The sequence below is a fragment of the Paenibacillus sepulcri genome (assembly GCF_042647105.1).
In the GTDB taxonomy this organism is placed as follows: Bacteria; Bacillota; Bacilli; order Paenibacillales; family Paenibacillaceae; genus Paenibacillus_Z; species Paenibacillus_Z sepulcri.
Genome location: NZ_JBHRUP010000001.1, coordinates 8,086,829 through 8,111,150 on the forward strand (window position 1 = coordinate 8,086,829; position 24,322 = coordinate 8,111,150).

Consider the following 24,322-nt stretch of genomic DNA (forward strand, 5'->3'; position numbering starts at 1 on the left):
GAAAATATTCGCGAAGACATTAGAATCAGGAAAAGTAAGGGTAAATGGCTGACCGTAATCAATTTGATTGTAAGGGGATGCGACATGGACAATTTGGAATTGGTGTTGGATGCCAGGGCGACGCTTGGCGAAGGTCCCAGCTGGGATGCCGGCAAAGGGCTGCTCTACTGGGTGGACATTATGGAATCGCAAATCCATATCTTCGATCCCGGGTCGGGAACGGACCTGAAATACGAGATTGGCCAGTATGTCGGGGCGGTCGTGCCCGACCGGAATAACGGATTTGTTATTGCCGCCAGGGACGGATTCTTCCGGTTCGATCCCGCAAGCGGCCTGCTGCATCCGATTGGCGACCCGGAGGCGGGGATAGCGGCCAACCGGTTTAACGATGGAAAATGCGATGCAAAAGGAAGGTTCTGGGCGGGTACGATGGAGCTGACCGAGCGGAGTCCCGGCGGCGCCTTATACTGCCTATATCCGAATGGTGAGATCGAGAAGAAGGTGTCTGGCATTACATGCTCCAACGGAATCACGTGGAGCCCTGATCACACGACGATGTATTATATCGATTCACCGACGAAGCAGGTCAAGGCCTATCCGTTTGACCACGATACCGGGCGGCTTGGAGAAGGGCGCGTCATCATCACGATTCCGGAGGGCGAGGGATCGCCGGACGGCATGACAACGGACATGGAGGGCATGCTCTGGATCGCGCAGTGGGACGGTTACTGCGTATCCCGCTTCAATCCGGAAACCGGAGAGCGGCTGCTTAAAGTGGAGGTGCCTGCCGCGCGGGTAACCTCTTGCGTTTTCGGCGGAGACCTGCTTGATGAGCTCTACATTACGACGGCAAGGACGGGGCTGCCCGAAGAGGAGCTTCGACAGCGGCCGCTGTCAGGCGGAATTTTCCGCTTGAAGCCAGGGGTACAAGGGCTGCCGAGCTATTCGTTCGGCTCATGACCATGAAATGATGATCCTAAATTCCAAGGAGGCAATCAAATGCAGTTAATGTATGAGCAGAAGAAGCAGCTTCTGGAGCAGGGCTATGTCAAGGTACCGGGTGTGGTGCCCAGGATCATGGTAGAGCAGGCCATGAAGGCGATTAATCATTCGATCGGCAAAGGCATTCCGGCTGATCACCGCGGGGCCAACTACTGCAGAGAACTGGAGACGGAGCAGATCATTACGGATTTGTTTAACAAAACACCAGCCAAAGCGCTTGTCGATTCACTTGTCGGGGAAGACAGCTATCATCCTGTTCAGCTCGGACAGATTGCGCTTCGCTTCCCTGATTATCCGGATCATCCTGTGGATGATCATCATGGTGCGCATCTGGACGGCGTTCTTCGCGTCAAAGACGGCGTTGCGCAGAACTTCACTGCCCTTGTCGGACTTATCCTCAGCGATAAAACCGGGCAGCACCAAGGGAATTTTACTGTGTATCCGGGAACCCATCGGGCCTATGAGGCCTATTTTCGCGAGCATGGCCCCGAGATTTTATTCCAGGATGAAGGGTTTCAGACGATCCACCGGTCAACCAATGTGCCTCTACCCAAGCCGGTGCAGATTACGGGGGAGCCCGGGGATTTGATCCTAACGCATTATCAGCTTATCCACGCGGGGGGCATGAACGTATCCGAGCGCATCCGCTATTCCCTGTACTTCCGGGTCGATCATATCGACCGCAAGAATGACTGGAAGGCGCCGCTTATCGATATGTGGCGGCACTGGCCGGGCATGCAGCCGATGCTGCTATCCACAAGCAGCTGACAAGCCGCGGATTAACAAAATAGAGCGGAAGGACCGGGCCTTCTCAAACCAGGAAAAATCCCCTCAAGGCGGACAATGCTTCAAGGAGTCTATAATAAGACTCCCGGCATCGTCAGTCTGGGGGGATTTTAATTAGAGCGGCAGATCCCGTTTGCTGAATGCAGCGATACCGGCGGCGAAGCCGGCTATGCCGATCACAAGCAGAATAATCGAGGCCAACAGCGGGTCGCCGCCGCCATTTACAATTTCGCCTGGCTTGTATAGAGAAAAGACTGAAACGAACCTGAGCCATTCGACGCTGTCGCTTATTTTGCCGAGCATATCCAGGCCGAACATGCCGAAGGTGAGAACACCGGAAATTCCCAATGCTTTCTTCTCATCGTTGGCAAGCGAGGAGACGAGGAAGGAGATCCCGCTGACCGCAATAAACAGCGTCCAAGCGACCGCATTCATCAGTATGAAACGGGAGCCGTCAAATTCGAACTGATCGCCGATAAACCAGGCATATCCAAGAAAGCCCGCCGCTGTAGCAACGACCATAATCAGCAGAAGTCCCGCAGCCAGCACGCCTGCCTGGGTCGCGGCAATGCGCTGCCGGGTCGTCGGGGTTGACAGCAGATACGCCATGGAGCCTTGATCAACCAGCCTTGCCATAAGCTGTGTCGAAAGCATAACGCTGAATATCGCAAGCAGGAGGGGGAGGATGAGCCCGTAATACTCCCCGGAGATGAAAGCTTCCATGCTTCCGAAACCGCCCTGAATGCCGAACGCGTTCACCAGACCATCGGGCATCGCTTCCATCAGGTCATTGAGAGCACCTGTATTATCAGCGATTCCGGGATAAAGCCAGAACATGAGCAGAATATAGAATGCCGAGCCGAAGGCGTAATTGCTGATGCCTTTGAGATTGATTTTCATCATTTGCTTGAAAAGAGGGAGGTTCATCGAACGCACTCCTTCCGGTCATAATAATGCATAAAAACATCCTCAAGATTTTGCGCTTTGACATCAAGGCTGCGAACCGGGTATTTGGCTGTTTCCTGGATCAGATCGTTATAATTGCCTTGCACGGCGACGGTGATTCGGCGGCCGTCATGCGATTCGACCGGCATATTGCCCGCTGACGCAAACTTCCCGGCATCCTCCTCATGCTCAAACACGATCTCGACCAGCTTGCGCTGCATGGATTGAAGCTCATGAATGTTTTTAACCGCTATGATCCTGCCATCCTTGATTATGGCGGCGCGGTCGCAGGTTCGCTCAACCTCGGGGAAGCTGTGGGAGGACATGAGGAACGTGGTCCCTTGCGCTTTCTCTTCAAGCACAAGCTCAATGAATATTTGCTGCATCAGCGGATCGAGGCCGGAAGTCGGTTCGTCCAGAATGATCAATTCGGGATCATGCATGAACGCCGCCACGATACCGACCTTTTGTTTCATTCCTTTGGACATCTTGCGGATTGGCGTATTGACGTCGAATTGCAGTCTTTCGATCAGACGGCTCCGCTTGGCCGAGTTATTGACTCTTTGCATCCTGGACATGAATTCAAGAAAATCCTTTCCTGTCATGCCTTCGATAAAAGCGATCTCTCCCGGCAGGTATCCGACCAGCTTCTGTACAACTCCCTGCTTCGTCCAGGTGTCGAGCCCCTTGATGGACACTTTTCCCCGTTCCGGCTTCATGAATCCCATAATATGACGGATAGTTGTCGATTTGCCCGCACCGTTAGGCCCGAGAAATCCGAATACTTCGCCTCTGTTCACCGTGAATGATACATCCGCTATTCCTTTGCCATTGGCAAAAACCTTGGTCAGTCCCTCCACAATCAACATTCATCGCTCACCTCGAACTAAATTATGAAATTATTTTACTTTATTATTACATAAATTATGATAGATCTGCAGGATAAAGAAGTCAATGGGTTGTGAAATATATTTAATTTATATTTCATCAATTAGAGGTAATGCAGGGCATTCTTCGGCTGGTGAATCGAGTATTGAAGATTCGAAGGGGAGGATGGACTTGGCAGGATGAAGGCGCAGGGGTATCGGGGATGGTCTTGCCCTTACTAACGCAGCCCGAATCAGACCGCTCTCTCCAAAGGGCGGTCTTCGATATGATTTTTCAATGATAGGATCCTTATCCCTGGGATATGGGTAATAAGTCAGGAAGGAATTAATTCAAGAGGAGGCCCGAAACATGCGAACTCAAACGGTAACACAGTTCTTCCGCGCGTATGAGCAGCGTATTAATGATGCCCTTGCAGACCCCGAAAGCATAGAAGTGCCGGCCATGACTGCCGCTTATACAGAAAGCTTCCTGGAGGCCAATCCCAAAGGGGTTCAAGTTTTCCAGAATGATGAACAATATGCGGAAGCACTGAAGCCCGCGTTCGAGAATCAACGGCGTATCGGGACAAAGTCAATGAGCATCACGTCAATCCATACCTTCAAGATGGATGATTTGCATGCGGCCGCTGCTATCCACTGGAGAGCCGTCTATTGCCGTCAAAAGGATGGGAAGGAGATCAGCATCGATTTTGATGAGACCTACCTGCTTCAATTTATCGGGGATACCCCCAGAATCTTTGCTTACATCGCAGGTGATGAGGAGGCGGCGTTGAAGGAGCATGATTTGATTGATTAACTTCTACGGAAGATTATGTTATCAATGGGCATACAGGTACGACTTTACGCCATTTCCGACAAAGGCTTTCCAGATGACCAGGTTATAGGGATAGGTCCAATCCATTTCATAGCCCCCAAACATCCCGTAAATCCGGTTGCTGTTGAAGAGAAGAGAGCCTTTCTGGTCAAAAGCAACCCCGTCCACCCACAGCATGCGGTCATCGGACACAAAATCCTGGAAGGTATTGCTGAAAGGGCTGTAGGCGCCTGCTCCCTTGCCTTCCAGCATGCTGTAGAACACATTACCTCTATTATCCGCGTGAATTCCTCCGGAGGTTGTTCGCTTGCTGCCGATGGCCCGCACAGCCTGGCTGATTTCCGCCAAGGGCGTATTGTAATTTCTTAATCGCGAGGTATCAATCGCATACAGATTGCGACCTGTGAGCGGGCAGTAATACAAGGTGGAGCGGTCCGCGGATAAAGCGATGCCGTCTGCACCGATTCGCACAGGCTGATTTTTGTATATCGGTTTGTCGTCAATTTGAAATTGAAAACCGGGAAAATCCTGTGTGCTGTAATGCCGGTCAAGCACCCGTCTGAGCGTTCTCGTCCTCATGTTGTACACAATGATTCCCCCGTCCAGCGGGTGATCGGGCCACCCGCTGCCGGAATCGGTTATATAGACAAAGCCGTTCTTGTTATCCACGACCAGATCATTCAGGAACGAAGTCCGGTAAGATGCGATCTCATCCGGGATGTTAATGGAATCGATCATCCGATTGGTATTCAAATCCCAGACGACCAGCTTTTGCGACCCATCGGGAGACGGCTCGTAGGCGATCTTTCCTTGATCCAGCAGCCAAATCCGGTTAAACTCATCAATCTCGTAACCCAGTACGGATTGAAGAGCATGGACATTCCCCGCCTGATTCCACTCCCAGCTTGGAAAAGCGTCGAGGAGCGGTTTTCCGTCCTTAATCACGATTCGGTTCATCGTGGCGGGAATACCCGCGGCCCAGCGCGGCACCGAGACATAATAGCGCCCTTGCTGATCCACCTTTACTCCGCAAGCCGGCGCTTTTTTCCAATATTGATTGGCTTCAAAATCCAGCTTCATCGCAGGGTCGGGAAAATTCCAATCCAATCGGCTCCAATGAAAGATCATTCGATATTGTCCTATAGGACTGAGATGGGATTGCATCAATATAACCTCCCGCAAGTGGTCAACGATAATAGTCTGGTCTTATATTATATATGTCTATTGCGGAAGAAGATGCTGGCTCCGGTTATTCAAACGATCTTGTTGATGACCAAAGAGCCCTGCAGCTGGTATACCTGCAAGACCTGGCCGATATGATACGCTTCGGGCAAGCTCCATCATTGTCCAAGGCTGCCCGTGACATGTAACATAGGAGAGTGTGGAAGCCGCCATAATACTTGATGTCTTTACTGGATCATTGTAAATGAGAAATGCCGATCAAGCGCATAATTGATTGCGCCGAGCGCGCCGCCGACCTCTGTCAATATGGCGGTGTCCACCGCGATTCCGGCAGAGAGAGCCGTCATGGACCGCTGCTTCATAACTTTTGTGGCGGTTTGGACATAAGTGCTGCACATGCTGGGTATGGAGCCCCCAAGAATGATAGCTTCAGGATTCAGCAAATTGACCAGATTAGCCAGTGCAATGCCCAGATAGGTGGCGGCATGATTCACGACTCTCATCGCCAATTCATCGCCCTGGTCGGCGGCCAGGCAAACGTCCTTTGCCTGAAGCAGCTGGAGGTCGTAACCTGGAATGACGCCGTTCAGCAAGCTTTCATACTGACCGGAGCGAAGCTGTTTGCGGGCTTCCTGTTCGATTGCGGAAGCCGTAGAATAGAGGTGCAGACAACCGTTATTCCCGCACGGACATACGGGTCCATCAGGTTCAACCGTAATATGTCCGAGCTCACCGGCTCCGCCGAAGGAACCCGATACCAGCTGCCGGTCATTAAAGATTCCGGCAGCTATGCCGGAGCCGACCCCGACATAAATCATATGCTTGTAGCTGCTTCCAGAGCCGAACCGGCATTCGGAAAGCCCGCGGGCATGATGCCTGTTTATGGCCACGGTAGGCCAACCAAGCTTTTTATTTACCATTTCCTCAATGTCCACGTTAGACCAGCCCAAATCCGATGCGCTCCTGATAATACCTCGTCTTGTATCAACAAGGCCCGGCACACCCAGACCGAACAATTTAATGACCTCTTTGTCGAATTCCTTCACAAACTTTGAAGTTTGATCCGTCAATTCATCAATCGCTGCTTCCGGTTGAGACGAGCTGACCGGTATTTTCGTCGTATGCAGGACATTTCCGAGTAAATCGAATACGCCAAGCGTCCATACCTGATCATTTAAATCGGCGCCCATAATAGCATGGGACCCCGGGACGAGCTCCAGTGAAATGGCTGGGCGTCCCCCTGTGGAGGGGGCTTTTTCCGTTTCTTTTACAAGATTCCAATCCATAAGCTCGGAAATCGTAGAAGAGATGGTGGCTCTGCTCAGTTCAGTTACTTTGGTCAATTTAATCCGGGGCATGGATCCGTGCATTCGCAAGGCCTGGATGATGCTGGTCTTGCTGCCTTTTTGATCGCTTTTGTTAGGAATTATCATGAACGTCACCATCGCTATATCATTATGTGGTTAAATTGAAGCTAATATTTAGTTTAATAAAAAACAGAACAAAGATCAAGGCGGAAATACCTTTACTCGCCATATCAGTCTCAATATTTCACTCAAAACCAAAACTTAATTTATATCTTGACATAAGTATCTTTCATAAATTATGATACCTTCAGAAATGTAAGCGCTATTACGGAGGGGATAGGATGAAAGCGATGATCGTATTGGGCGGTAATATGTATGATGATTCCACTATCGAACATTTTTTGAAGGATGCCGCTGCGATTGGCTATGAAGGCGTCGAGATTCGCGGTGTAGGCGAGCTGGCAGACGGTCATATCCCGCAAGAGCGGGCAGAGCAGATTAAAGAGCTGCTTGAGGGCAATCATCTCAAACCTGTCAATCTGTCTTTATTTGCAGGTAATTTCGCCTGTAACACAGAGGAGGAGAATCATGCGGAGGTTCAGAAATGGGAACGCTACCTCAATTTTGCATCAACGATTGGCTGCGGCATGATGAGATTGAATCCGGGATTTCAGCATTCCAGTGAGGTTTCCAGGGATGATTATGCAAAAGCGGTGAAGTGGTTTCAACGATGCGCCGATGCCGCAAGCCAGCGGAATATCCGGACGGTTATTGAAATGCACCATGGAACATTATGTGATCATGCGGATTCATCGATCGCCTTTATTGAAGCGGTGGGGCGCAGCAATGTGGGGCTGATATTGGACCCGGTCAACCTGTATCAGGTGCCGGCCGATTACGGAACAGGAACGATCAAACGTCTGAAGCCATACCTCTTTAATGTTCATATCAAAGATATCGTGTTGTTGAAAGGAAGGCAGTATCCCTGGGCATTCGAATATAGCGATTATGTTCCGCATATCGGCCGATATCACAGAGTTATACCGAGAGAAGGCGAGCATGAAGAACAATATTTTTGTCACCGGCTCATTAATCAGGGCGGCATCGACTGGTACGAAGTGTTCCATGGTCTGGAGCAGATCGGATACAGCGGTTATCTGACGGTTGAAAGTGTCAGCAAACCTGGCTCCGATCTCCCCGTACACGCTGTGCTGGCGCAGCTTTGCTACAATGATGTGCAGCATTTGCTAAGTATTGCCAAATCAAATGTCGGCGTTTAAAAAATCGGCAGAAGGAGGTGCAGCACTACTGTGGAAAATCCGGAAAATCCATTCTCATTCTCGCTCTTTGTCAAGCATTGGAAAGACAAACCGCCTGAAGAGCTGGCCCGTTTCGTGAGCGGTACCGGCTTTGACGGCATCGAGCTTCCCGTGCGAGCCGGGTTTCAGGTTGAGCCTGAAACCGTCCAGAGAACGCTGCCGGAGATTGCGAGGCTGCTCGGTGGATACGACGTCAAAATATTCAGCGTTGCCGCTTCAACCGATGAATCTGTCTTTGCCGCATGTGCGGAGGCTGGAGTGCCGGTCATCCGGATAATGGTCAATATCGAACAGGACGGGTATAAGGCAGCGGAGGAGCGAACCCGGCGAAAGCTGGAGCAGCTTGTCCCGCTATGCGGCAAGTATGGTGTGAAGGTTGGCGTCCAGCAGCATTACGGAAACTTTGTGATCGATTCCAACGGTATTATGCGGCTGATGGATGGGCTTAGCTCCGACCATGTCGGCGTCGTCTGGGATGCGGCTCACGACGCGTTCGCAGGCCAGCAGCCTGAATATGGATTGGAGATTGTTTGGCCGCATCTGGCGATGGTGAACCTGAAAAACGGTTATTATTACCGCAGCAACGGACCTGAAGCCGAAACAGCAGAGTGGAAGCGTCATTTCACTACCGGCCGGCATGGTATGGCGCATTGGCCGCGAATTGCGAGCTATGTGAAACAGCGAAACTACAAGGGTGTTGTCTGCCTGACTGCGGAGTACACGGATCTGGAGAACAAGGACCGTTATATCGCGGAAGATCTTGCTTACGCGAAGTCGCTTTTTGAGTCATAAATCAATATATTCCCAAAGTTCCAGAGTCTCTCAAAAAGGAGGTTAAGTACCGTGGCAGCCCAAAATGAATGGCAATTAGGCACTACTGCCAAATCCGTGCCGGTCAGCAGATGGAAGCATAGGAGAAACGGATTTAAACGAGACAAATTTCTTTATTTGCTGATTGCTCCCGGAGTCTTGTTTTTTGTGATATTCAAATACATTCCCATGTGGGGAGTAGTCATCGCCTTTCAGAATTATTCCCCTTTCATGGGTGTTATGGATAGCCCATGGGTCGGGTTTGATCATTTTGTCCGCTTTTTTTCCAACCAGGATTTTTATCTGCTGTTCCGAAACACGATGGCGATCAGCTTGCTGAACCTGGTGTTCTTTTTCCCGCTGCCGATCTTACTTTCACTTTTGCTCAACGAACTGCGCAGTGAGGTCTACAAAAAGTGGATTCAATCGGTCGTGTATATGCCTCACTTTCTTTCGTGGGTCATTATCGCGGGAATAACATTCCTGCTCCTGTCGCAATCGTCGGGCATTATCAATAAGATGTTTGTCAGCTTAGGGTTTGCCAAGTATGACTTTCTCACCAATGAAAACAATTTCTGGCTGCTGCTCACCATTCAGAATATTTGGAAAGAAGCGGGATGGGGGACGATCATTTTTCTTGCCGCCATCGCCGGCGTGGATCCCCAGCAGTATGAAGCGGCCAAAATGGACGGGGCCAACCGGCTGCGTCAGGCTTGGCACGTAACCCTGCCGGCTATTCGCAGTGTCATCATCATTTTGTTCATATTGAAGCTTGGGCACATCATGGATGTCGGATTCGAGCAAGTATTTCTGATGATGAACGGCGCGGTGTCCGATGTCGCGGATGTGTTTGAAACCTATGTTTATCGTACGGGCATCCAGCAAGGACAGTTCAGCTTCAGTACCGCTGTCGGCTTATTCAAATCCCTGGTTGGACTGCTTCTGGTTATAGGAGCCAATAAGATAGCCAAACGCTTCGGTGAAGAAGGCGTTTATTAATCGCTAAACAGCGGGGGTGAGATTATGAAACGAAGCATAGGAGATCGTTTATTCGATTCAGCCAATATTTTGGTGCTGGCTGTCATCTCCATCATCATGCTTTTTCCGCTTTATTATGTATTTGCCGTATCTTTTACGGATCCGGCGGAGTACATCCGGAAGCAAGGATATGTCCTGTTTCCGGAAAAATGGACATTGGATTCTTACCAATACTTGTTGTCCACCTCCTCTTTCCAGAACGCGACTTTAGTCAGCGGGTTTCTGGCTGTTGTCGGTACCGCGCTCAGTCTGGTAGTGACAGCTGCGCTGGCCTACGGCTTGTCGCGCAAGCGGCTGCAGGGCAGAAGAGTCATTTTGCTGATGATTCTCATTACGCTTTTGTTCAGTCCGGGCATAATCCCTCCTTACCTGCTGGTCCGCGATTTGGGACTGATCAACAGCATTTGGTCATTAATTTTGCCGGTGCTTACCAGCGGCTGGTATGTCATCCTGATGAAAAGCTTTTTCGACAGCATTCCGGTGGAGCTGGAGGAATCCGCTGTTATCGACGGTTCCACCGATATCGGCGTTTTTTTTTCGGATCGTGCTTCCGCTGTCGCTTCCCGCGCTTGCCGCTTTTGGATTATTTTACGCGGTGGCTTACTGGAACACGTTCTTCAACGCGATCTTATACATTAACGACTACACCAAGTGGCCGCTTCAGCTCGTCCTGCGCAATATGCTGATCGATTCCTCTACCCAGGCCGGCGGAGCCTCTGCGGCGGAAATGATGGCTGAACAAAATATCCCTACGGAAACATTGAAAATGGCTGCGGTCGTCATCGCGACGATTCCGATCATGTGTGTTTATCCGTTCCTGCAAAAGCATTTTGCCAAAGGTGTAATGCTGGGTTCGGTGAAGGGATAATCTATGAATATTTAATAGGAGGGTTTGGTATGAATGGAAAAGGGAAATTCATTAAGCGTAAAGCGGTGCCTGCAGCGCTGGCATTCATCATGATTGCGTCGTTCCTGTCAGGCTGCAGTGGCGGTACCGCCAACCCGGATTCCGGAGCAAATGCTCCCGCAGACAAAGAAAAACCGACGGAGATCAGTATTTTTACCGAGTTCAATACGCCTGAGCCTCCGGCGGCAGACAACCCGGTCACGAGGGAATTCGAGAAACGCACGAACACCAAGCTCAATATTACCTGGGCATCGCCAAACGCATGGGAAGAGAAGCAGAACGTGATGCTGGCCTCGGGCGATATGCCCGATCTGATGAAGCTCAAGGACATGAAGCAAACGCAGGCGATCACCATGATCAAGCAGGGCGCATTTTGGGATTTGACGCCATATTTGAAGGATTACAAAAACCTGTCGGAATACCCGCAGGAAATAATGGACCGCGTAAAAGTCGATGGCAAGCAGTATATCCTGCCGTCCGTGCGTCCGCTTCAGGGAAGCAGCTTCTTCAATATCCGCCAGGATTGGCTGGATAATGTAGGGTTGAAAATGCCCCATACCATGGATGAGTTCTATACGGCCTTAAAGGCATTTGTTGAGCAAGACCCCGACAAGAACGGCAAAGCCGACACATACGGATATAACGGCAAGGGCTGGGAGGAAGTCATCGATATTTTCAACAACAGCAACGGGAAGTGGAAAGAATCAGGGGGCAAGCTGATTGACACCGATCTGGAGCAGGGGACGAGAGACGGACTTATTTATCTCAACAAAATGTACAAGGAAAAAATAATTCCTGAAGACTTCGCTGTTCTGAAAACGACCGATTTTGAGAATATGGCCAAAGCGGGCAAGGCCGGCGTCCAAATGGACACGACAGAAGGCGTTTACCGTGCTACGGAAGGGGCGCGAGAGCTTGATCCGAAGGCTGATTTTGTGGCGATGACTTATCTTGAAAGCCCGGCAGGTAAAATGGTTTCTACAGGCAGCGGATATGCCGGTCTTTATGTGATCCCGAAAACGGTCCCTGAATCTAAAATGAAAAAAATACTGGCTTTAATGGATTATGGAGCATCCGAGGAAGGCTTTGAATTGGCCTGCTACGGTCTTAAGGATATTCACTTCACGATCGTCGACGGCTTCAAAACGGCAACCGAACAAGCGGTTAAAGACAGCGCATCGCAAAGCTCGTTCGGTAAAATCTTCACAAGATACGATCCGTACCTGTGGGCTTACCGCGTGGGCATGCCGAAGGAGATGTTCGAGCGCAACAAAAAAATCATTGACGATCGCGCGAACTACGGAATAGCGGATGTATCAATTGGTCTGTTGTCCGACATCGATTTGACATTAGGTCCGGATTTTAAGAAGAAGATGGACGATATGAAAATTAAAGTGATCATGGGCAAAGAGCCGATCGAATCATGGGATGCTCTGGTTAATTCGTTCAAAGCGGATGCGAATTACATGAAGATGATCGATGAGTTCAACGGGGCTTTCCAGAATAGGAAAAACGGCAAATAAACAAATCTGAAGGAGTCGAAAGACATATGCTGCAAAAACTGCGATTGGCCGTTGTCGGATTGGGGCGTGTATCAAAATCCCATCTTCCGGCGGTCAGGGAGCTGGCTGACATAATGGATTTGGCTGCGCTGGTAACCCGTGATGAAGGTAAACTGCGGCAGGAAGCGAATCAGTGGGAGGGAGTAAAAACGTACACGTCCTATGACGATGCGATAAGCGATCCGGATATCGATGCGTTCCTTCTGCTTCTGCCGCATGATATGCACGCGGAGTATTCAATTAAGGCGCTCCAGGCTGGCAAGCATGTGCTGGTCGAGAAGCCGATGGCGATGAATGTGCAGGAAGCCAAGGAGATGGTTGAGGCCGCAAAAGCCAATAACGTCACCTTAATGATCGGGCAAAGCCGCCGTTTTTATAAACCGGTAATGGAGTCGATCCGCCAGGTGAGAGAGAAAGCAATAGGTGATCTGATCAATATCAATGCGCTGCTTCTGGCACATATGGATAAGCCTGCAGCCGATTGGTGGAAGGATGAATCGAAAATCGGCGGCTTTATCATCCCGCTTTGGGGAAGCCATATTCTTGATTACATTCAATGGGCTTATGGCAGAGCTCCGCAATCCGTCTATGCTCAGGGGCATTCCAACAACCCGAATTGGACGGGGGAGGATGAGGTTGCCATTTCCCTGAATTTTGGCGAAGGCCGGATGGCGAATGTGCTGATGTCATTCAATGCGGGCAGCCGGCCTACCGATGAAGCCGGTTTGACAGGACAGCGTATCTGGTCTACGCAGAACAGCATCTATGACCGATATTTAATCGGCTCGAACGGCCTCTTGCACCTGAAGGACGAATATGAGCTGCGTTTGAACGGAGAACTGCTGGAAGCCTGTGAGAGCACCTTCTCTAATTTCAGATGGCAGCTGGAGGAATTTGCCGATGCCATACGAGAGGAACGTGAGCCGCTGGCTTCAGGCCGGGAAATGATCCAGGTCATGAAGATCATGGATGGCTGCTTTGAATCGATGCGGACCGGTCAGGTCGTGCAGCTTTAATCCTTGAGGGGAAAATGAAGGAGGACTATTGCCATGAAGTTGAAAACATTGGTGCTTTCACCGCAATCACGTCTCGATGAAGTCTGCTCGGAGGATTGCCGTGCGAGACTGTATGAATATTTCGAACCGGTATGGAATGAGACAGGACGCGATTATATACAGGAAGAGCTATCAGCGCTGGTTGCCGATGCGGAAGCGATTATTACCAGTTGGGGCTCCCCCGGTCTTACAGACGAAATGCTGGAGAAGGCCGTCAAGCTCCGCGTCATTGGCCATGCGGCCGGAACGGTGAAGAATCTTGTCCCGAAGCAGATTTTCTCCCGGGGGATCAAAGTCTTCTCGGCGGCTCCAAGGATCGCGCAAAGCGTGGGGGAATACTGTCTGGCGGCGCTGCTTGCATCACTGCGGTTTTTGCCGGCCTTCGATTCTTCGATGCGGGAAGGGAAATGGAAGATCGCCGGTATGAAGGGAAGCGAGCTTACAGGCAGTACCGTCGGGATTATTTCCGCCAGTTCTACGGCTCGCGCCTTCATCAAGCTGCTTGCACCGTTTCAGGTCAATGTTCTTATCTATGATCCCTATTTGACGGAAGAAGGGGCTGCCCGGTTGAACGCCAGAAAGGCAGCGTTGGAGGAGGTCATGAGCTGTCCGATTATTTCAGTGCATGCACCGAAGCTGCCCGCCACGGAAAGAATGCTTACCCGGGACTTATTGGCGCTTATTCCGGATGGCGCGGTCTTCATTAACTCGTCAAGAGGTCCTGTGGTGGATGAGCAAGCTTTTATGGAAGAGCTGCAGAGCGGGCGTTTCTTTGCCGCACTGGATGTGTTTGAGAAGGAGCCTCTCGCTGCGGAGCATCCGATCCGGTCGCTGCCGAATGTACTGCTGACTCCCCATATTGCCGGAGCCTCGGTTCAAGGACATCTGGCTTTGATGGGGGAAGTGGTCGAGGATATCATCAGAAGCCAGCGCGGAGAAAAGACGGCTTATGAAGTAACCGAAAAAATGTGGGAAGTGATGGCCTGATTGGCCGCAGAAGCCGGAGAAGTGGTTGAAGTTCCTGAATGACAGCATTCTGTCCTATCGGAAGGAGACATATACAGATGGTAACGAAAATGGCCGTTCCTCCCATGGAACTGGTAGAATACGAGGGTCCCGGAACTCAGATGTGCGCTGTTATGGACGCGATCGGAGAGATTAGCATCAAGCGGGCCTTGATCCCGGAACCCAAGGAAGGCGAAGTGCGCATCAAGGTCAAGTGGGTCGGGATTTGCGGAAGCGATGTTGAAGTATTCCGCGGAGCGCGCGAGCCCGAATTTATTTCATACCCTACCAGGCTGGGACATGAAGTTGCAGGGATTGTAGATAAGGTCGGACCCCATGTCATTGGTGTCAAGGAAGGAGATCATGCTGCTTTGCGGTATGTCTGGGGGGCCTTTGCCGAATATGTATGCTGCAGCCCTTTTTCCCTTAAGGTTCTGCCCGCAGACATGCCCTTGATCGAAGGCTCGCTGATCGAGGTGCTTCCCGGTATTATCCATGCGGCAGAACTCGGGGACATTTCCCCCAATAAGAATGTGCTGATAACAGGGCAGGGCGTGAGCGGATTGGTGATGACGCAGGTGATCCATATGTTTAGCCCGAGGAATTTGGTCGTGACGGATCTGTTTGAGGAGAAATTGGCGCTTGCACGCAAATACGGCGCCACTCATACGTATAAAATCCCTCATGAACATGCGGATACAATGGATATCGTGGGGGCAGATTTTCCGGACGGCTTTGACGTGGTCATTCCTTGCCTGCTGGAAGGAGCAGGGATGGTTGATGCGGTTAACGCAGCCGCGCAGAACGGACGTATTGTGATGTACGGCTGCATCGGCACCTGTCATAAACCGGTGGATTTCTTCAAGGTCCACAAAAAACGGCTGGATATTCTGTCTACGGAACCTAAGCGCGACATAGACAACAGGCGCTACTTCGATGAAGGACTGCGGCTGGTCCGTAACGGACTCGTCAACACGGGGGAAATGATTACCCACATCGTTCCGCTTGCCGAGATCGCCCGGGCATTCCAACTGAGGAATGAGCATAAAGGAGATACCATTCACGTCATGGTTGACTGCGAAGTGATATAATCCCATGACAGAGGCTGGTTGACCGGATCGGCTGGCATACCGCCGAATAAACGAATATAATTCGATTAAAGGCCGCTGAATCAGCGGCTTTTTTTCTTGCTATCGTGGTCCTATTGACTTAGAGCTCGCCCTAAGAGCTACAATGAAGCTATGGATCCAGCATTGGGAATACTATTCATGCCAGAGCAAAAGGAAGCGAAGTGAACTTCATGATGAATATTGGAATTGATGCCGGCGGCACGCTGATCAAGGTCGCCTGGATGAAAAATGGCTCGCCCGAATTCAAAAAATTCCCCGTTGCCCGGATGGAAGTGGCAGCCGCATGGATCAATGAGCTGGGGAACGCCAGGATATGCATGACCGGAGGCAAAGCAGCGTTATTACAATCCAAAATAAATCAAAAAGCAGCAGAGATGGTCGAGTTCGAGGCAACTTGCAGCGGGGTGCGTTTTCTTCTCGCCAGGAACGCGATATCCGAGGAATCCTACATCCTGACCAACGTGGGTACCGGCACATCGATTCACCATGTGGAAGGCGACAAGCAGCAGCGGATCGGCGGAACGGGGGTCGGGGGCGGATCCATATTGGGATTATCGAGGCTGTTAACCGGTTTATCAGACTATGAAGCAATTGTACAACTGGCAGCCAAGGGCGCCCGAGATCGGATAGATCTGAAGGTGAGTCATATTTACGAGGGGGCTGAGCCTCCAATTCCGGGTGATTTGACAGCAAGTAATTTCGGTCATGTTCTGCAGTTGGCATCCATAGATGATTTGACGGAGGAAGAACGGCTGGCTTCTGTAATGGGTCTGGTGGGGGAAACGGCAGCGACAGTCAGCGTTCTTGCTGCCGGCCAATGCAGAGTTTCATCTGTTATTTTCATCGGCTCCACCTTCATCGGGAATGACCTTCTTCAGGATGTTGTAAAACGGTATACGAAGCTGAGAGGGGCCACACCCTTGTTTATTGAGAATGGCGAGTATTGTGGAGCCATTGGAGCATTATTGTCTCTTATATGACCAACCGGTCAAGCTGTTTCTGCAAATGAAAGCAAAGCTTAACAATCATTTAAAAATTTGTTCACATAGGGGTTATGATCGGGGATTAAAGTAGGGATATGAAGTCTGATTATCCCGAGAGGAAGCTGATCCCATGAAAAAAGATCCGTGCATCTTAATTCTTTATTCTTCTTTCGGCGAAGGGCATATTCAGGCGTCCCTTGCGATCAAGAACCGGCTGGCATCCATGGGAGTCCACAAGGTTCATCTGGTTGATCCGCTCGCGGAGGCCCACCCTGTATGGAACGCTTTCTCCCGGTTTTGTTATATAAAAAGCATGTCCTGGCTTCCCGGCGCTTACGGCTATATGTACAGCAGGACGAACCGGGTCAAGGCGGATGAGACTCATAACAAACTGATTCACCAGATCGGCAAGGGCAAGCTCAAGGAGATCATCAAGCGGATCAAGCCGGATGCGGTTGTCCACACTTTTCCATTCCTCGGGACGGAGATCTTAAAGGATGAGGGAGAATTCACCATTCCGACGTTTACCGTCATTACCGATTTCGTACTCCATACAAGATGGCTGCATGAGCATACCGACCGTTATTTCGTCGCGACTGAAGCGTTGAAGCAGGAGCTGCTCGCAGCTGGAATCGGAGGCAGCCGCATTATCGTGTCCGGCATCCCTGTCCGGGAGGCTTTCGAGAAGCCTCTGTCCAAAGAAAATTTGATCCGAAAGCATGGTCTGAATCCGCGTTCGAAGTTTGCGTTAGTCAGTGCGGGGGCTTTTGGCGTTTTGGCGGATGTCGAGCGGGTAACCAAAGAGGCGCTCAGGAGCACGGACTTTCATTTAATCATCGTTTGCGGGCGCAACCAGAAGCTGCATGACCATTTGATGGCCATCTTCGGAGAGGATCCCCGGGTGATCATTCTGGGATACGTTAGTTATATGGAAGAATTGATGGCCGTTTCCACCTGCCTGCTGACCAAGGCCGGAGGACTCACGTTGTCTGAAGCCCTGAGTTTGTCCCTGCCCGTAATCGTCTACCGCCCGCTGCCCGGGCAGGAGCAGGGCAATGCGGAGACGCTATACGCAAGGGGAGCCGTTCGGATTGCGAATAGCCCCGGCGAGTTGACAAAAGAACTCCTGCTGATGCAGAAATTGCCGAATTGGTACCGGATCCGCGCAGCGATGCAAGCTCTCTACCGCCCTGAGGCCACCCGCACGATTGCGGACGAGGTCATCCGGGTAACGCAGCAGACTGATCTCCCTATTCCTGCAGTTACGGTTCGGGCGAGCCGAAAGGCGGTCCGGGTCCATGGATATCGTTAACGGGCAGGCAAGACTGGGCGCGGGCATGAAAAACCTGTTCCACAGGTTCGTATTGGCGCTGTTTCTCGTGGAGCTCATCCGGGGAGCTTTACTTGTGGTATTGCTTCCGTCTTACGGCTCGTCCCGCCTCGGTTTCTCTCTTTCCGTCATCGGAATGGCCGTATCCTTGCAGTATTTAATCGATTCTCTGCTAAAAGGCTTCGTCGGATATTTGCTCGATAAGCTGCCGCCGCGGATGGTCCTGAATGTCGGGTTCTTAATGTCCTTATTGGGCATTGGACTCCTGATGACGGCACCGGGCGTCTGGGCGTTCCTGGCCGGGGCGTGTTTGATCGGCGCAGGCTTCTCGCCTCTATGGCTCATCTGCCTTGGCCAGATTGAGGAAGAGAACCGCGCGGCGCAGATGGGAAAGCTCTATATCTATTGGCTGGCAGGGCTGGGGCTGGGACCCGTCCTGATCGGATATGTGATGGATATCGGCTATGGCACGGCCTTCGCAGTTATATTCTGCATTTGTATCGCGGGCTGGGCGCTGGTCGGGACAGCAGCGATAGAGATCAATGCAGCTGCTCAGGACAAAGCTCCGCTCCGTCAGCAATTGACAGGTCTTTGGCGTAAAATGAGAACGGGCGGGTTCCTGCTGCCCGGAATGCTGCTGCAAACGCTGGCCGGAGGCATGCTTGTACCCGTTATATCTTCTTTTGCCGTTGATCATCTGGCGTTCTCCCATACCCAATTTTCGATCCTGTTAATGACCGGCGGCGCAAGCGTGATTGTTTTGCTCATTCCGCTGGGCAGGGTATACGACAAGCTCGGAGGCAAATGGTTCCTGTCGGGCAGCTTCGGAGCCTTCGCCCTTGCTCTCTATGGCTTGACTCAAGTGAAGACATTCCTGGCCGCAGAATTGGTTGCACTCGGGCTTGGAATTGCCTATGCCGCGCTGCTTCCGGCCTGGAATTCATTGCTGGCGGGCTACGTGCCGGAGAACTCCAAAGGAATGGGTTGGGGGATTTTCTCGTCCGTGGAAGGACTTGGGATCGTCTTTGGACCGCTGCTGGGAAGCTGGCTCGCAGGCGGCGGTCATCTCACTCTTCCTTTCGTGGTCAGCGCTTTTCTGTTCGCCGTGATCGGCCTCATTTATGCCTTCTCGCCATCCCGGTTATTCCGATGCGCAGCGGTGCGGACGTTAACCGGAAACGGAAGTTGAATGATTAAACATAAAGAAGAGCAGCGGAGATGCTGCTCTTCTTGCCCTCTCATTTGAGAGGGTTATTTGTCCATTTACCAGCCAAAATCAAGGGTCTTCCCCGTTTCGGCGTATGTCTTGATATTGCTGAGAATCATCGCCCAGCTGCCCTTCGTGCTTTCATAGGAAGGATGGTTGTCCGGCCACAGGTCGTTAATCAGCGTCATCTTTGTGCAATTGCCCACTGTCTCGAGCGTCAGCGTAACCCTCGTCTCAAGCTCGGCGTGGTTCTCGCGGTAAGACGGGCCGGGATGCTCGGTATAGCTCATTATCCGGTTCTGCTCGAACTCCAGCACCTTGCCGTACACATGCACCGTATTCTCCCCGTCGTTGCCAGGTCCAACATATTCATAGGGAGCCCCGATTTCGAAGGTTGAGTTCAGAATACAGCCGAAAAATATGGCTTTGGTGCCTTCCGGCGAAACGAAAATCTGCCAGACGTCCTCGGGCTTAGCCCCGACATAGAATTCGTATTTGAGCGGTTCCATAGGTATAACACTCTCCATTTCAGTATTGTCGCATTGCGGAAACAACGGTTAACTGCTACTTTATAATAGGATGACTGCATCAGACTGTATTGTAAAAACGCGACAATGGCCAGAGGGGTGAGCGATAATGTTGAAACCGGATACAGCGCCGTCAAACAAGGGCATTCTGAATGCCGAATCGGGCATGCGCAGCTTTTCGCTGTCGCGGCTGCTGCCTGGGCAGGACCTGGCTCCTTACATTGAGCATCTCTGGATCCTCCGCTGGGATCTGCGGGGACAAGCCCCGCACAGCCAGACGGTTTTATCATTCCCCAGTATCCAGCTGGCGTTCGAGAGGACCGGTCAACGAATCGAAACATTCTTATATGGTGTTCCGGACACTACCTTTACCAGAGTGCTGGAAGGAGAAGGGCAGGTGCTCGGCGTCAAATTCCGGATAGGAGGATTTTATCCGTTCTGGAACCAGCCTGTATCTTCTCTTACCAATCAGGTCATACCCTTCCGCGAAATTTTCGGGTCCGGCCCCGGGATGTTGGAGGAACGGCTATTCAGCGAGGCGAAGGAGGAAGAGCAAGCCTGGATCGCTTGGGAGTTTCTGCGCGAACGGCTCCCGGAACCGGACGGTAATGTTGAGCTTGTGAACCGGATTGTCGCCGCTATCATAGGGGATCGAGAGATGGTGCGGGTCGAGGATATCGTGTCTTTATTCGGGATTAACAAGCGAACGCTGCAGCGTCTGTTCAGCCGTTATGTCGGCGTCAGCCCGAAGTGGGTGATTCAGCGCTACCGGCTCCAGGAAGCGGCGGAGCTTATGGAGAAGGGCAGCGTCACAGACTGGACCAGGCTATCGCAGGATTTGGGGTATTACGACCAGGCCCATTTCATCAAGGACTTCAAAACGATGATAGGCCAGCCGCCGGAGGAATATGTCAGGAACGTCAGACATCGATAGATTGTTATAGCAGGTTCGGGAGGCATCCATATCATTGAGAATAAACAGGCTGAATTTGAACGAGGAAGGGCTGCTGCGGTTTTTTGGTTCCCTCGAGGCTAAAATCATGAATACCATGTGGGAAAAAGAAAAACTGACGATCAAGCAGGCACATGAGCTGATCCGCGTTGAGCAGCCGATTTCGTTCAATGCGGTTATGACCGTTATGATCCGCTTATCCGAAAAAGGGCATCTGCGCAAGGAGACGAGCGGCGGCGGCCGCAGCAGGCTTACCTTTTTTTATCCGGTGCAAAGCAGGGAACTATTCATCATGGAGCAGACGAAGTATGTTACGGATGGTCTGCTGGATGATTTCGGCTCCTTGGTCGCCAATCACTTTATTGACCGGCTCGATAAAGCGGACCCGGAATGGATTGAGAAACTTCAACAAAGACTGGATGAATTGAAACGAAATGAAGGGAATTAAGATGCCAAGGCAACCCAAGATGGCGTTAGCTGCGATTTTTCTCACGGCAGGCTGGCTTATATTGCAGATGGGCTACAGTCTGATCCATCAGCTCCGGGATGTCGCATACAGCTCTGAATTTACGCAATGGATTGCAAACGCGGTAAGAGATGTTCTTCATAATCATGTGTTCTATGAGAGGCTGTACAACGGCTTCATCATTTACTCCATGGCCGTTATCCTATACCTTGGCATGAGCCAGATGGTGGTTTATGTTCGTCTGCGGAGACATATCCGGAAGCATGTCCATCGGGATTTGACGCTTATATGGAACCGGAACTACCGGCAGGAAAATATGCGGATCTATGTTATTCATTCGCCTGCTTTTGCGGCAATGTCCTTTGGAGTGTTGAGGCCGGCAATTCTGCTGTCCTCGGGCGCCATCGAAAAACTCACAACGGCGGAAATGGAAGCCATCCTGTTTCATGAGATTTACCATTGCAAGCAGCGCCACCCTCTGCAAATGCTGGTTTTAACGATAGCCAGCCGGGGTTTTGCGTATGTGCCCCTGATTAAGGGTCTGACCCGTTATTATACCGTCTGGATGGAGCTTATGGCAGACAGGTACGCGATCAGCCGGATGAACGGGATCGCTCCTCTGGGAAGCGCTTTGATGTCCTTGCTGAAGCTCAAACGCGAGCCAATGCCCCGGATCGGCGTCCAGTTTGCAGATGGGGCTGTCAACTACCGTATTCAACAAATTCTAAACCCGGAGGGAGATCTTGTTATCCCCGTCGTCCACAAAAGGGCAGTATCGATTTCCATCGTGATCATGGTGCTGATGCTGGCAATGTTAGGGGCCGGACCATGTATCTGAAGGCACCCAAGCCGGGCCGTTCACCGCATTGATTTAAATAATGACAGATTATTGGATTTTATTCATAGGCAAAAGGAAAAAGGTAAACCGTCTCGAATTAAACTACAGTTCGTAGAATAATAGGAAAGGAACCGGTACCAATCAAGTTTTTGCACTTTATATTCAAGGAGAGGAATGTTTATATGGCTCAAGCCAAGAAAGGACCAAAAAATCTGGTTCTGTTTACACTAGTCGTTGTAGTTTTATGTGTTCTGCTGGTTATGCTCAATCAAGCCTCCAAGAAGGCTGAAGTGACGGAATCTTTGGCTTCCGCTCCGGATATAGCCAATCAACCCGTTGAAGGCAGCGTGGATGCCAAGGTTGCCATCATGGAATTCGGAGATTATAAATGTCCATCCTGCAAAGCATGGTCGGATCAAATCTATCCGAAGCTGAAAAAAGACTATATCGATACGGGAATCGTGAAATTCTCCTATATCAATGTCCTGTTCCATGGAGAGGAATCGCAATTGGGAGCCATGGCGGGCGAGTCGGTATGGTCCGAAAATCCGGAAAGCTTCTGGCCGTTTCACAAAGCCCTGTTTCAGGCGCAGCCGACCGACAATCATGACGCGCCCTGGATAACGCCGGACAAAATATTGGAGATCGCAAATAAGATTGAGCCGCCGATCGATGTCGCCAAGCTGCAGCAAGATTTGGACATGCAGGCGACATTGCCGCAGGTGGGCAGGGACCAGGAGCTCGTGCAAGACTTTCAGATCGAGCAGACCCCGACCATTATCGTGAATAATGTGAAGCTGCAGAATCCGTTTGATTATGATACTTTGGTCAAGCTTATAGAGGACGGGCAATAAGGATAAAAAGCAGCGATCATCATTTTGGCCGCCGGCGATACCATTCACTCCTTGTACCAGCAAGGAGTTTTTTGTTGTTTCGCCAAAGGACCGGCAAAGCCGGTTCTTCCTGGACAAGGAGATGTAAAAAATGATTTACAACGCTCGAAAGATGCCCTATAGTTAAATCAATAATGTTTCCCGGAGGAAACTTATTGTCTCGAACGAAAAATATATTTTTTTGTCCATAAATTTTCCTTTGGGAAATATATTTTCCCCTACACAAAAAATATGGGAGGGTTCCGATGTTGAATCCGAAGACTAAAATTTCCCGGCGCAGCTTATTGAAGGCTGGAGCTGCCGGCATATTGGGCGTGCTGGGAAGCTCGCTTCTGAACAAGGCTGCTGTATTCTCGAATTCAGTGGACGCCGCCGCCAAGCACGATGCCCATAACAAGCTCCAGAATCAGAAGCATAACAGCATGTCTCACGGCTACGATCCCGGGACCGGGTCGTCTGACGGTCTTGAAAATGCGGTCAAAGCACTGACGCAGTTCGATTATGGCAAAGTAAGCACGCGCACGGACGGCAGAACGGTACGCGATTACGAGATGATTGCGGCAGATTGGGATCTGGAGATCGCCAAAGGCATCAAGTTTCCCGGATGGGCCTACAACGGCACGATACCGGGGCCGACGCTGCGCTGTACGGAAGGGGATATCGTCCGCGTTACCTTTCGCAACGCCTCCGCACATCCGCACTCGATCCATTTCCATGGGATTCACCCGACGAATATGGATGGGCTTGAGCCTGTTGCGTTGGGAGAGACGTTCATTTATGAATTTGAAGCCAAACCGGCCGGCATGCAGGTCTATCATTGCCATGTCCAGCCGTTCACGCGGCATATTCACAAAGGGTTATACGGAAATTTCATTATTGATCCGAAGGTGCCAAGGAAACCGGCCAAGGAATTCAGCATGGTGATGAACGCGTTTGATCTGGATCTCGACGGAGAGAACGAGGTATATACGGTGAACGGATTTGCTTTTGCTTATATGGCCCGTCCCATTAAGGTAAAAGCGGGGGAGCTTATTCGAATTTACATCAGCAACATGACGGAATTTGATTTAATTAACTCCTTTCACCTGCATGCCAGTTACTTTCATTATTATGCGACCGGAGCGGATCCGGAGGCGCGTCCTTATTTTACGGATACGGTTATGCAGTGCCAGGGAGAACGCGGACTCGTGGAAATCGTATTCCCGGCCCCGGGAAGGTACATGTTCCATGCTCATCAAAGCGAATTTACAGAGCTTGGATGGATGGGTTTCTTCGAAGCCGAATAGAAAGGAGGATAACCGATGCTTCCAAAGACGATGAATAAGAAGATGTTGTGGCTGTGGGGAGCTGCCCCGCTGATCTTGCTGGCGATCATTC

The 24,322-nt window shown here is 50.9% G+C and carries 23 protein-coding genes and 1 pseudogene; 19 read left to right on the forward strand and 5 right to left on the reverse strand.

Annotation, left to right across the window (positions count from 1 at the left end):
* Positions 1-84: 84 nt before the first annotated feature.
* Together ACFOLF_RS35055 and ACFOLF_RS35060 are read left to right on the forward strand one after the other, a co-directional pair.
* The gene (locus ACFOLF_RS35055; RefSeq protein ID WP_210046019.1) at positions 85-960 is read left to right on the forward strand and encodes an SMP-30/gluconolactonase/LRE family protein; all 876 of its coding nucleotides are present in this window, start codon (positions 85-87) and stop codon (positions 958-960) included.
* 39 nt (positions 961-999) lie between these two features.
* On the forward strand, positions 1,000-1,770 hold the full coding sequence (locus tag ACFOLF_RS35060; protein ID WP_210046018.1) for a phytanoyl-CoA dioxygenase family protein: 771 nt from the start codon (positions 1,000-1,002) through the stop codon (positions 1,768-1,770).
* Between the two features lie 132 nt (positions 1,771-1,902).
* Here ACFOLF_RS35060 and ACFOLF_RS35065 read toward each other — a convergent pair whose 3' ends face one another.
* Entirely contained in the window at positions 1,903-2,715 is an 813-nt protein-coding gene (locus ACFOLF_RS35065; protein WP_210046017.1) for an ABC transporter permease subunit, read from the reverse strand.
* Positions 2,712-3,602 carry an ABC transporter ATP-binding protein gene (locus ACFOLF_RS35070; protein ID WP_210046016.1) on the reverse strand — a complete coding sequence of 297 codons (891 nt, stop codon included), beginning with the start codon at positions 3,600-3,602 and terminating at the stop codon, positions 2,712-2,714. The genes ACFOLF_RS35065 and ACFOLF_RS35070 overlap by 4 nt, the downstream gene beginning before the upstream one ends.
* 367 nt (positions 3,603-3,969) lie before the next feature.
* Between ACFOLF_RS35070 and ACFOLF_RS35075 the strand changes: the two genes are divergently transcribed.
* Positions 3,970-4,416 (forward strand): hypothetical protein, encoded by a 447-nt coding sequence (locus ACFOLF_RS35075; protein WP_210046015.1) that lies wholly within the window; start codon positions 3,970-3,972, stop codon positions 4,414-4,416.
* 21 nt (positions 4,417-4,437) lie between these two features.
* On the opposite strand, the gene ACFOLF_RS35080 is transcribed toward ACFOLF_RS35075, so the two are convergent.
* Positions 4,438-5,598: an L-dopachrome tautomerase-related protein gene (locus ACFOLF_RS35080; RefSeq protein WP_379113253.1), complete on the reverse strand. Its 1,161-nt coding sequence runs from the start codon at positions 5,596-5,598 to the stop codon at positions 4,438-4,440.
* Between the two features lie 245 nt (positions 5,599-5,843).
* Positions 5,844-7,049, reverse strand: a complete 1,206-nt coding sequence (locus ACFOLF_RS35085; RefSeq protein WP_210046013.1) for an ROK family protein — start codon at positions 7,047-7,049, stop codon at positions 5,844-5,846.
* A gap of 215 nt (positions 7,050-7,264) precedes the next feature.
* On the opposite strand from ACFOLF_RS35085, the gene ACFOLF_RS35090 reads away from it, so the two are divergent.
* From ACFOLF_RS35090 to ACFOLF_RS35140, 11 genes and pseudogenes are all read left to right on the forward strand, one after another.
* Positions 7,265-8,203, forward strand: coding sequence for a sugar phosphate isomerase/epimerase family protein (locus ACFOLF_RS35090; RefSeq protein WP_210046012.1), 939 nt, complete (start codon positions 7,265-7,267; stop codon positions 8,201-8,203).
* A gap of 30 nt (positions 8,204-8,233) precedes the next feature.
* Positions 8,234-9,034 (forward strand): sugar phosphate isomerase/epimerase family protein, encoded by an 801-nt coding sequence (locus ACFOLF_RS35095; protein WP_210046011.1) that lies wholly within the window; start codon positions 8,234-8,236, stop codon positions 9,032-9,034.
* Between the two features lie 96 nt (positions 9,035-9,130).
* Positions 9,131-10,051 (forward strand): ABC transporter permease, encoded by a 921-nt coding sequence (locus ACFOLF_RS35100; RefSeq protein ID WP_379113277.1) that lies wholly within the window; start codon positions 9,131-9,133, stop codon positions 10,049-10,051.
* A gap of 24 nt (positions 10,052-10,075) precedes the next feature.
* Positions 10,076-10,958, forward strand: a pseudogene (locus ACFOLF_RS35105) (carbohydrate ABC transporter permease).
* Positions 10,959-10,987: 29 nt separating this feature from the next.
* Positions 10,988-12,520, forward strand: coding sequence for an extracellular solute-binding protein (locus tag ACFOLF_RS35110; protein ID WP_210046009.1), 1,533 nt, complete (start codon positions 10,988-10,990; stop codon positions 12,518-12,520).
* 26 nt (positions 12,521-12,546) lie between these two features.
* On the forward strand, positions 12,547-13,575 hold the full coding sequence (locus tag ACFOLF_RS35115) for a Gfo/Idh/MocA family protein (protein WP_210046008.1): 1,029 nt from the start codon (positions 12,547-12,549) through the stop codon (positions 13,573-13,575).
* Between the two features lie 33 nt (positions 13,576-13,608).
* Entirely contained in the window at positions 13,609-14,601 is a 993-nt protein-coding gene (locus ACFOLF_RS35120) for a hydroxyacid dehydrogenase (RefSeq protein ID WP_210046007.1), read from the forward strand.
* Positions 14,602-14,678: 77 nt separating this feature from the next.
* The gene (locus tag ACFOLF_RS35125; protein WP_210046006.1) at positions 14,679-15,710 is read left to right on the forward strand and encodes a zinc-dependent alcohol dehydrogenase; all 1,032 of its coding nucleotides are present in this window, start codon (positions 14,679-14,681) and stop codon (positions 15,708-15,710) included.
* 209 nt (positions 15,711-15,919) lie between these two features.
* Positions 15,920-16,729 carry a type II pantothenate kinase gene (gene coaW / locus ACFOLF_RS35130; RefSeq protein ID WP_379113251.1) on the forward strand — a complete coding sequence of 270 codons (810 nt, stop codon included), beginning with the start codon at positions 15,920-15,922 and terminating at the stop codon, positions 16,727-16,729.
* A 133-nt stretch (positions 16,730-16,862) separates the two neighbouring features.
* Positions 16,863-18,044 (forward strand): MGDG synthase family glycosyltransferase, encoded by a 1,182-nt coding sequence (locus ACFOLF_RS35135; protein ID WP_210046005.1) that lies wholly within the window; start codon positions 16,863-16,865, stop codon positions 18,042-18,044.
* Positions 18,031-19,251: an MFS transporter gene (locus ACFOLF_RS35140; RefSeq protein WP_379113249.1), complete on the forward strand. Its 1,221-nt coding sequence runs from the start codon at positions 18,031-18,033 to the stop codon at positions 19,249-19,251. Before ACFOLF_RS35135 ends, ACFOLF_RS35140 begins: the two co-directional genes overlap by 14 nt.
* Before the next feature lie 74 nt (positions 19,252-19,325).
* On the opposite strand, the gene ACFOLF_RS35145 is transcribed toward ACFOLF_RS35140, so the two are convergent.
* Positions 19,326-19,778: an SRPBCC family protein gene (locus ACFOLF_RS35145; protein WP_210046004.1), complete on the reverse strand. Its 453-nt coding sequence runs from the start codon at positions 19,776-19,778 to the stop codon at positions 19,326-19,328.
* A 127-nt stretch (positions 19,779-19,905) separates the two neighbouring features.
* On the opposite strand from ACFOLF_RS35145, the gene ACFOLF_RS35150 reads away from it, so the two are divergent.
* The 5 genes from ACFOLF_RS35150 to ACFOLF_RS35170 all read left to right on the forward strand — a co-directional run bounded on the left by ACFOLF_RS35150 (position 19,906) and on the right by ACFOLF_RS35170 (position 24,231).
* Positions 19,906-20,730 carry a DUF6597 domain-containing transcriptional factor gene (locus ACFOLF_RS35150; protein ID WP_379113247.1) on the forward strand — a complete coding sequence of 275 codons (825 nt, stop codon included), beginning with the start codon at positions 19,906-19,908 and terminating at the stop codon, positions 20,728-20,730.
* A 34-nt stretch (positions 20,731-20,764) separates the two neighbouring features.
* Entirely contained in the window at positions 20,765-21,196 is a 432-nt protein-coding gene (locus ACFOLF_RS35155; protein WP_210046003.1) for a BlaI/MecI/CopY family transcriptional regulator, read from the forward strand.
* A 1-nt stretch (position 21,197) separates the two neighbouring features.
* Positions 21,198-22,052, forward strand: coding sequence for a M56 family metallopeptidase (locus tag ACFOLF_RS35160; RefSeq protein WP_210046002.1), 855 nt, complete (start codon positions 21,198-21,200; stop codon positions 22,050-22,052).
* 182 nt (positions 22,053-22,234) lie between these two features.
* On the forward strand, positions 22,235-22,906 hold the full coding sequence (locus tag ACFOLF_RS35165) for a thioredoxin domain-containing protein (protein ID WP_210046001.1): 672 nt from the start codon (positions 22,235-22,237) through the stop codon (positions 22,904-22,906).
* A gap of 284 nt (positions 22,907-23,190) precedes the next feature.
* Positions 23,191-24,231 carry a multicopper oxidase domain-containing protein gene (locus ACFOLF_RS35170; RefSeq protein WP_210046000.1) on the forward strand — a complete coding sequence of 347 codons (1,041 nt, stop codon included), beginning with the start codon at positions 23,191-23,193 and terminating at the stop codon, positions 24,229-24,231.
* Positions 24,232-24,322 lie beyond the last annotated feature (91 nt).

Coding starts and splice junctions, on each gene's coding strand:
- ACFOLF_RS35120 (WP_210046007.1), top strand. CDS start 13,609: ATGAAGTTGAAAACATTGGTGCTTTCACCGCAATCACGTCTCGATGAA.
- ACFOLF_RS35085 (WP_210046013.1), bottom strand. CDS start 7,049: ATGATAATTCCTAACAAAAGCGATCAAAAAGGCAGCAAGACCAGCATC.
- ACFOLF_RS35075 (WP_210046015.1), top strand. CDS start 3,970: ATGCGAACTCAAACGGTAACACAGTTCTTCCGCGCGTATGAGCAGCGT.
- ACFOLF_RS35115 (WP_210046008.1), top strand. CDS start 12,547: ATGCTGCAAAAACTGCGATTGGCCGTTGTCGGATTGGGGCGTGTATCA.
- ACFOLF_RS35060 (WP_210046018.1), top strand. CDS start 1,000: ATGCAGTTAATGTATGAGCAGAAGAAGCAGCTTCTGGAGCAGGGCTAT.
- ACFOLF_RS35170 (WP_210046000.1), top strand. CDS start 23,191: ATGTTGAATCCGAAGACTAAAATTTCCCGGCGCAGCTTATTGAAGGCT.
- coaW (WP_379113251.1), top strand. CDS start 15,920: ATGATGAATATTGGAATTGATGCCGGCGGCACGCTGATCAAGGTCGCC.
- ACFOLF_RS35065 (WP_210046017.1), bottom strand. CDS start 2,715: ATGAACCTCCCTCTTTTCAAGCAAATGATGAAAATCAATCTCAAAGGC.
- ACFOLF_RS35160 (WP_210046002.1), top strand. CDS start 21,198: ATGCCAAGGCAACCCAAGATGGCGTTAGCTGCGATTTTTCTCACGGCA.
- ACFOLF_RS35150 (WP_379113247.1), top strand. CDS start 19,906: ATGTTGAAACCGGATACAGCGCCGTCAAACAAGGGCATTCTGAATGCC.
- ACFOLF_RS35135 (WP_210046005.1), top strand. CDS start 16,863: ATGAAAAAAGATCCGTGCATCTTAATTCTTTATTCTTCTTTCGGCGAA.
- ACFOLF_RS35125 (WP_210046006.1), top strand. CDS start 14,679: ATGGTAACGAAAATGGCCGTTCCTCCCATGGAACTGGTAGAATACGAG.
- ACFOLF_RS35165 (WP_210046001.1), top strand. CDS start 22,235: ATGGCTCAAGCCAAGAAAGGACCAAAAAATCTGGTTCTGTTTACACTA.
- ACFOLF_RS35090 (WP_210046012.1), top strand. CDS start 7,265: ATGAAAGCGATGATCGTATTGGGCGGTAATATGTATGATGATTCCACT.
- ACFOLF_RS35140 (WP_379113249.1), top strand. CDS start 18,031: ATGGATATCGTTAACGGGCAGGCAAGACTGGGCGCGGGCATGAAAAAC.
- ACFOLF_RS35145 (WP_210046004.1), bottom strand. CDS start 19,778: ATGGAACCGCTCAAATACGAATTCTATGTCGGGGCTAAGCCCGAGGAC.
- ACFOLF_RS35110 (WP_210046009.1), top strand. CDS start 10,988: ATGAATGGAAAAGGGAAATTCATTAAGCGTAAAGCGGTGCCTGCAGCG.
- ACFOLF_RS35055 (WP_210046019.1), top strand. CDS start 85: ATGGACAATTTGGAATTGGTGTTGGATGCCAGGGCGACGCTTGGCGAA.
- ACFOLF_RS35070 (WP_210046016.1), bottom strand. CDS start 3,602: ATGTTGATTGTGGAGGGACTGACCAAGGTTTTTGCCAATGGCAAAGGA.
- ACFOLF_RS35080 (WP_379113253.1), bottom strand. CDS start 5,598: ATGCAATCCCATCTCAGTCCTATAGGACAATATCGAATGATCTTTCAT.